The following is a 7,642-nucleotide window of genomic DNA, read 5'->3' as shown; positions in this document are numbered from 1 at the left end:
CTGGTAAAGGCCTCTTAAATAAAACCTTATAAAACAATGACTTATGTTTTGTTTGATAGGAGCTGGCTTGCCGGCGATGAGGCCAGCCGAGGCAATACAAGACAGTTGCTCCCACAGGAGCCGCTAACTCAACACTCGACAAACGCAACGGCCAAACCGCCGCGCGAGGTCTCCTTGTAGTTGGCATGCATGTCCGCCCCGGTATCACGCATGGTGCGGATCACCCGGTCGAGCGAGATGAAGTGCTCGCCATCTCCACGCAATGCCATCTGCACTGCATTGATCGCCTTCACCGCGGCGATCGCATTACGCTCGATGCATGGCACCTGCACCAGGCCGCCGACCGGGTCGCAGGTCAGCCCAAGGTTGTGCTCCAAGGCAATCTCGGCGGCGTTTTCCAGCTGCGGCGGCGTAGCGCCCAATACCTGGGCCAGGCCGGCAGCGGCCATCGAACAGGCCGAACCCACCTCACCCTGGCAGCCGACCTCGGCACCCGAAATCGACGCGTTCTTCTTGCACAGGATACCGACCGCCGCAGCGGCCAGCAGGAAGTCCACCACATCCGCATCGCAAGCGCCTGGGTTGAACTTCATGTAGTAATGCAGCACTGCCGGGATGATGCCGGCCGCACCATTGGTAGGCGCGGTGACCATGCGCCCGCCGGCGGCATTTTCTTCATTCACCGCCAGGGCGAACAGGTTGACCCACTCCATGGCGCTGAGGGTAGAGCCGATCACGTTGGGTTTGCCCAGTTCCTGCAGGCTGCGGTGCAGCCGCGCCGCGCGGCGCTTGACGTGCAACCCGCCAGGCAGGATGCCCTCGTTGCGCAGCCCGTTGTCGACGCATTCGCGCATGGCGGCCCAGATGCGCAGCAGGCCTTCACGCACCTCGGCCTCCGGGCGCCAGGCACATTCGTTGGCCAGCATCAGTTGCGCCACGCTCAAGCCGTGGGTCTTGCACAAGGCCAGCAACTGGGCAGCACTGTCGAACTCATACGGCAGCACCAGCGCGTTGGTTGCGCCTTGCGGCGCATCGATCTCGGCCTGCTCGACAATGAAGCCACCGCCCACCGAATAGTAGGTTTGATGCAACAGGCTGCGCTGCCCGCCCATGGCCTCCAGGGTCATGGCATTGGGGTGATACGGCAGGTTTTCGTCGAGCAGCAACATGTCGCGGCTGTACTCGAACGCCAGCGGATGGCTGCCATCGAGCATCAGGCAGTGCTCCTGTATCACCTGGCCAATGCGCGGCTCGATGGTGGCTGGGTCGATGCGGTCCGGCCACTGCCCCATCAGGCCGAGCAGGCAGGCGCGGTCGGTGGCATGACCAACCCCGGTGGCCGACAGCGAGCCATACAGCCGCACCACCACGCGGTCTACCTGGGCCAACAGGCCCTGTTCCCGCAGGGCCTGGGCAAACGTAGCCGCCGCCCGCATCGGGCCCACGGTATGAGAACTGGACGGCCCGATGCCGATTTTGAAAAGGTCGAAAACACTGATAGCCATGCTAATGCCTGACCGTGGGCGGGTATGAAACCAACGCACGGTTATCTGGAAAAATTGAGCGGTATTGCCAATTTGCGCGATACTGACGCGCTGGCTCACGGATGACCAACGAAACTTCCTAAGCAAGGCTTTAGCGGTACTAAACGATGCGACGACAACTCAATGGCCAGATGTTCGTCTGGCTGCATGTGTTCGCCTGTGCGGCCCGGCACCTGTCCTTCACCCGCTGCGCCGAAGAGCTGCACATCACCCCGGGTGCGGTCAGCCAGCAGATGCGCCAGCTGGAAGAGCGCCTGGGCTACCGGCTGTTCCTGCGCCGGGCACGCGGCGTGGAGCTGAGCGCCGAAGGGCAACGCCTGGCCCAGACGGTGGCCGAGGCCTACGGCAGTATCGAGGCCGAGCTGCTGCGCCTGGACGCCGGTGAAATCCGCGGCACCTTGCGCCTGCGTTCGATCCCGTCGTTCCTGGCCAAATGGCTCACGCCACGCCTGCCACGTTTCCAGCAGCGCTACCCGGACATCGAGCTGCGCCTGGTGGCCGAAGACAGCGCCCAGGCGTTGACCCCGGGCGATTTCGACCTGGCCATCGACCTGAACGATGGCAGCTACCCCGGCATGCTCTCGACACCGCTGCTGGACGAGCAAATCTTTCCGGTGTGTTCACCCACCCTGCTACGCGGCCGCCCGCCGCTGCACGGGCCTGCGGACCTGGCGCACTACCCGCTGCTGCATGACATCACCGCCTGGCGCGGCAGTTCGGAATATGCCGAATGGGAGTTTTACCTGGAGGGCATCGGCGCCGCGGGCCTGGATGTGCGACGCGGGCACACCTTCAACCGCAACCACCTCACCATCGAAGCGGCGATTGCCGGCATTGGTGTGGCAATCGCCCGACGCACGCTGCTCAACGATGAACTGGAGCGCGGCGCACTGATTGTGCCGTTCGGGGTACCGATCGCCAACCACAAGCGCTACGTGGTGCATTACCCGCCGGGCGGGTTGAACCAGCCAGGGGCGCGGGCGGTGCATGACTGGCTGGTGGAGGAAGCACGGGGGTTCAGGGAGTTGCACCCGCTGAGCAAGGAGTAATCTGCTTGCATGTGGTTGTTTGCGCTATGGGAGCAACTGTCTTGTATTGCCTGGACTGGCCTCATCGCCGGCAAGCCAGCTCCCACAGGTACTGTGCAGGTTTCGGGCATCAGGGTTGCCAGGTGCTCGCCACAGGCGCTGCATATCTTGTGGCCAACGCCTGTCAGCCCTGATGCGATCCCTGTGGGAGCGGGCGTGCCCGCGAAGGGCCGCGAAGCGGCCCCAGGATTGCGCGGCGCAGCACCAATTGCCGGGGCCGCTACAAAAAGCACATCCAGTCTCAATAAGCCTGCTTGCCGGTAAAGGCATTGAGGGTACGTACCAGAATCACGAAATCCAGCCACAGTGACCAGTTGTTGATGTACTCGATGTCCGAGTCCACCCGCTGGATCATCTGCTCGATATCCTTGGTTTCACCCCTGAACCCGCGCACTTGCGCCAGGCCGGTCATGCCAGGCTTGATGTTGTGGCGGGCAAAGTAGTCGACGATGTCTTGCGAATACAACGTGTCATGTTGCAACGCATGCGGCCGCGGCCCGACCAGCGACATTTCCCCGGTCAGCACATTGAACAACTGCGGCAGTTCATCCAGGCTGGTACGGCGGATAAAGGCACCCACCCGGGTCAGCCGCGGGTCATTCTTCTGCGCCTGTTTGACCACGCCCTCCTCCGGCTGGTGAACATGCATGCTCCTGAACTTCCATATACGGAACGACTCCCCGGTCCAGCCAGTGCGCTCCTGGCGGAAGAACACCGGGCCGCGGCTATCGATCTTGATCGCAAGCGCAACAGCCAGCAACACAGGTGATGCAAACAGCAGGATCAGCGCAGCCAATACCCGGTCCTCGAGGTTCTTCAAGAACAGGCTCATACCCGTCAGCGGTGTTTCAGACAAGGTCAGTACAGGAATACCGGCAATTTCCCGCACACTGTGGTTGATCAGGCGCAACGAGAAGATATCCGGCACCCAGTTGACCGCGATGCACTTGTCGAGCAGCTTGAAGTACACATCGTTGATCACCTCGGAGCCGCCGAGCGGTGTCACCAGGTACACAGTACGGATACCATGCTGGGCGACGATCTCGTCCAGGTCGGCAATATGCCCGAGCACCGGTAGGCGCAGCTTGCCCTCGGCACCTTCCCGCCCAGGCTCATCGTCCTGGTCGATCAGCACGCAACCCAGCACTCGCTCGCCAAACCAGGGGTTGTTGCTGATTTTCTGATACAGGAAGTTGGCCAGGTCACCGGCACCAATGATCAGGGCATTATCCAGGCGCGCATGCGCGGTAAAACGCTTTTGCAATTCACGCACGGCAAAGTGCAGGAACAACTGGGCAACATAACCAATGATGAACAACTGCACGACCAGCAAGCGGGAATAGGTTTCGCTCTGCTTGGTCAGGAAGGCCATGACCACGAGGAAGCAAAAGGTTGCCGACCAGGCCTTGAACAGGCGGAAGGCCTTGATGGAAAGCCCGACGTTGGTACGGTAGATCGCATAATGATCGTAAATGACGGCCAGTGCGCCAATCAGCAACAACAGCATGATCACATAATCGGAAGTGATGTAACCGAACTGGTCATAGATCAGGTACCAGGCAATACCGGTGACCGCAATTCCATCGAGGCCGGCTTGAATGGCGTTACTTACGCTGCTTCTTCTCTGGAGTAAGGAACGACTGCTTCTGGGTTCGAAAACCATTTCAGACCTCATCAATTTGAGCGTAGCAAGTGCCTTCCATCAAACATCAAGTGTTGAAAACAGCGCATGCAAAGCCAGTGCAGCAGGATCGTGCAGCTCTCCCAAGCCATTGATCTCACTGTAGCAGCCGCCTGCCGCCGACGTGCCCGGAATCACCACCCACGCGGATTTTGGCCGATTCATACCGTGCGCCTGGCCGAAACCGCGGCCTTGCGGCACAACAAGGTGCGCAGCAAGAACAACGGATTGCCCAGCACATAACGCATGAACAAACGTTTCGGCTCGCGCAACAATCGGTACACCCACTCGCCCCCCAAGCGCCGCAGCCACTCGGGCGCCCGGCTGACCTTGCCGCCGAGAAAATCCAGGATCGCCCCGCCGCACACGATCAGGCACGGCCCGCCAATGGCCGCCAGCCTTGCCGCCACGGCCTCCTGCTTGGGCATGCCCATGCCCAGCACGATCAGTTCTGGTTGCAGTTCCCTGGCCAAACGCAGGTAGGTATCGACACTGGCAAAACCGTCGTGAACCGACACCGGGACCACGCCGAACAAGGCTTCGCTGCGCTGCACGGCGTGGTTCAGGTACGGTTGCTGCGTCCCCCAGAAGGCAACCCGGCGTCCGCGGTATGCGGCCATGATCCTGGGAATGAAGTCGGTACCATTCATGTTCAGCCCGGGTTCGAGCCCCAGGCGGCGATACAGGATCGCCATGCCGGAACCGTCGCGCAGCAGCACGTCGGCTGCCGACAACGCGTGGCAGTACTCGCCGTCGCGTACCACCAGGTTCATTGCATGAGCATTGACGAAACCCAGCACGGTTGGGCTTTCAGGTGCGGCCAGCCCGTCGAGCAGGTGCTGCGCCGCGACCTCGTCACGCACTACCTCGAGCTTGTCGACAATGCGCTTCCAGCGTTTCTGCCACAGCCACTCAGCCATCAGTCGTCATCCCGTTTCGACCGCACCCATTCAACCTGGCGCTTGATCAGGAAACTCAGATACAAGGGGATCTTCCTTGCGGCGTAAAAAGGCGCGTACAGCAGCACGGAAAACGGGATCAACTCGCGACAGAAGCGCGCCCATGCAAGCACTACGGCAAGGCCCAGCATGCCCAATGCGCCAAGGGCGATCCACGCAGGTGCCGCAAGGCCGACCAGCAGGTACGTCAACCAGGCCACCAGGTTCAGCCCCAGCAAAGCCAGTACCAGCAACGCCAGGGGTGGCACCAGCAGGTCCAGGGTCATGGCCAGCAAGCTACCGTTACCGCCTTTTATCGCGGCCAGCGCACGCTTCGGCGCATCGGCCAGCATCAGGCCCAGGTGCCCATGCTCCCAGCGCGTGCGTTGGCTGTTCAGGCCTTGCTGGCTGGCAGGAAACTGGCTGGTGACCAGGGCTTGCGGGCAGAATATGGGGGGCTTGCCCTGCTGGCACAGGTCCAGGCCGAGTTTCACATCCTCGACCAGGTGACCATTGGCCAGGTTGATCAAGGCCAGGTCGCGCCAGCCGAACGCCATGCCCGCGCCCATCAACTGGCACGGCAGCCCCAGCCGAGCCCAGCCACGCGGGCGTACCAGGTTCTTCACCCGCCAGGCAAATTCGGCCACCTGCACTTTCATCCCGGCACCTGCGGGTGCGCGCATCAGGTACAGCGACTGCACTGGACGCGCGACTTCGCGGTAACGGCGGGCCAGGCGGTCAATCGCGCCCTCGGCCACCTGACAATCGGCATCCACGACAATCACCACTTCGGGGGGGCACTGTGCAAGGTGCTGCACGCCGAAATCCAGCGCGTAGCCCTTGCCACGCAATAGTGCATCGTGGCGTTCCACAACTTCGGCCCCAGCCGCGCGGGCCAGCCGCGCGGTGTCGTCGGTGCAGTTGTCCGCTACCACCAGAAGGCGGTCCCCGTCCTGCAATTGCGGGCAAATGCTCGCCAGCGTCGCGCCAATGATCGACGCCTCATCATGCGCAGGTACCAATACCGCTACTGACGGACGCCCACCCTGGCCTGACGGCTGTGAACGCGTCGGCAGGCACGCCAACAGCACCTGAGCGAAAAATACCGACACAGGCACCAGGGCGATGACCGCCGCCAGGCCCAGTAACCAACCCAATACACTCATCATGCGGATGCCTTGAAATAACCGGCCAGCTTGGCCGCCTCGGTGTCAATATCATGCCGTTGCAGCACACGTTGGTAGGCCGCCTCCCCCATGCGCTGCAGTACCTCGGCGGGTTGCGCCAGGCACTCGGCCATGGCCGCAGCCAGCTCGTCCACGGCGCCGGCGGGGAATAACCAGCCGTTCTCGCCCGGGCTCACCAGCTCCGGAATACCCGCCACATAGGTGGTCAGCACCGGCCGGCGCAAGGCCATGGCCTCCATGATCACCACCGGCAAGCCCTCGGCGAAACTGGGCAGGACCAGCGCACGGGCGGCGAGGATCTCCTCGCGCACTTGTGCGCTGCTGATCCAACCGGTAATGCGTACGTGCTGCTGCAGGCCGTGCTGGGCAATCAACGCCTCGATCTGCCCGCGCATCTCGCCGTCGCCCGCCAGCACCAGTTCGAAGGCAAGCGATTGGGCGGCCAGTATCCGCGCAGCTTCGAGCAACAACAGTTGCCCCTTCTGTTCGCACAGGCGCCCGACGCACACCAGCCGTGGCGCCGTGGGTACGCTGACCGGCGCCACCTCATGAAAACCGCGCTCAAGGCCGCAGTGCACCACCTTCACCTTGGCCCAATGCTCGTGCGCCACCCAACGAAACAGCTGACTGCGCCCGTAGGAGCTCACCGCCGCGACAAAGGCGGCACGCCGCACTTTTTCCCCCATGTGCAGGAATTGCGGTTTGTCGAACTCTTCCGGCCCATGCACGGTGAAGCTGTAGGCCGGCCCGCCCAACACGTTGGCCAGCATTACCACCTCGGTGGAATTGGTGCCGAAATGTGCATGCACGTGTTTTGCCTCGCCGGCCTGCAACCACTGCAGCAGCTGGCAGGCTTCGGCCAGGTAGACCAGGTGGTAGGGCCAGGCGCGGTCGGCCCGCTGGCCAAGGCGCATGGCCAGCCACAGCCCGCGGAAGAACCGTTGCGGTTGCGCGCGCAGCACCTGCAATGTCGGCGTCAGCAACCCCTTGACGCCGCCTTGCAGCACATAACGGGTCTTGTCCCGTTCCGTGGCATCCTCGGCGTCCTGCAGTTCAGCGTCCCACCCGCGCAGGGCAATACGCTGCACCGCTACCCCCTGGCGCTCCAGCGCCAGGATCTCGCGGCGGATGAAACTGTGACTGACTTTCGGGTACTGATTGATGAAGTAAGCGATGCGCATACGAATCCAGATCCAAGCCCTTG

At 62.4% G+C, this 7,642-nt stretch carries 7 protein-coding genes; 1 reads left to right on the top strand and 6 read right to left on the bottom strand.

Annotated elements, in window-relative coordinates; all coding sequences use genetic code 11:
• Positions 1 to 128: 128 nt before the first annotated feature.
• Positions 129 to 1,505 carry an L-serine ammonia-lyase gene (locus tag TZ03_RS12315; RefSeq protein WP_051097878.1) on the bottom strand — a complete coding sequence of 459 codons (1,377 nt, stop codon included), beginning with the start codon at positions 1,503 to 1,505 and terminating at the stop codon, positions 129 to 131.
• Positions 1,506 to 1,651: 146 nt separating this feature from the next.
• Here TZ03_RS12315 and TZ03_RS12310 point away from each other — a divergent pair, with 146 nt between their 5' ends.
• Positions 1,652 to 2,593: a LysR substrate-binding domain-containing protein gene (locus tag TZ03_RS12310; RefSeq protein ID WP_051097877.1), complete on the top strand. Its 942-nt coding sequence runs from the start codon at positions 1,652 to 1,654 to the stop codon at positions 2,591 to 2,593.
• Between the two features lie 280 nt (positions 2,594 to 2,873).
• Here TZ03_RS12310 and TZ03_RS12305 read toward each other — a convergent pair whose 3' ends face one another.
• From TZ03_RS12305 to TZ03_RS12290, 5 genes are read right to left on the bottom strand one after another with little or no spacing between them, the layout of a single operon-like run.
• Positions 2,874 to 4,295: an undecaprenyl-phosphate glucose phosphotransferase gene (locus tag TZ03_RS12305; RefSeq protein ID WP_051097876.1), complete on the bottom strand. Its 1,422-nt coding sequence runs from the start codon at positions 4,293 to 4,295 to the stop codon at positions 2,874 to 2,876.
• 39 nt (positions 4,296 to 4,334) lie between these two features.
• A complete protein-coding gene (locus tag TZ03_RS31100; RefSeq protein ID WP_160297742.1) occupies positions 4,335 to 4,478 on the bottom strand; it encodes a hypothetical protein in 144 nt (47 codons plus the stop codon).
• A complete protein-coding gene (locus tag TZ03_RS12300) occupies positions 4,475 to 5,233 on the bottom strand; it encodes a WecB/TagA/CpsF family glycosyltransferase (protein WP_051097875.1) in 759 nt (252 codons plus the stop codon). The genes TZ03_RS31100 and TZ03_RS12300 overlap by 4 nt, the downstream gene beginning before the upstream one ends.
• Entirely contained in the window at positions 5,233 to 6,420 is a 1,188-nt protein-coding gene (locus TZ03_RS12295; RefSeq protein WP_051097874.1) for a glycosyltransferase family 2 protein, read from the bottom strand. The genes TZ03_RS12300 and TZ03_RS12295 overlap by 1 nt, the downstream gene beginning before the upstream one ends.
• On the bottom strand, positions 6,417 to 7,619 hold the full coding sequence (locus TZ03_RS12290) for a glycosyltransferase (protein WP_051097873.1): 1,203 nt from the start codon (positions 7,617 to 7,619) through the stop codon (positions 6,417 to 6,419). Before TZ03_RS12290 ends, TZ03_RS12295 begins: the two co-directional genes overlap by 4 nt.
• Positions 7,620 to 7,642 lie beyond the last annotated feature (23 nt).

This window comes from Pseudomonas sp. 10-1B (assembly GCF_000935045.1).
Taxonomy (GTDB): Bacteria; Pseudomonadota; Gammaproteobacteria; order Pseudomonadales; family Pseudomonadaceae; genus Aquipseudomonas.
This window is presented reverse-complemented; position numbering and strand designations above follow the sequence as displayed.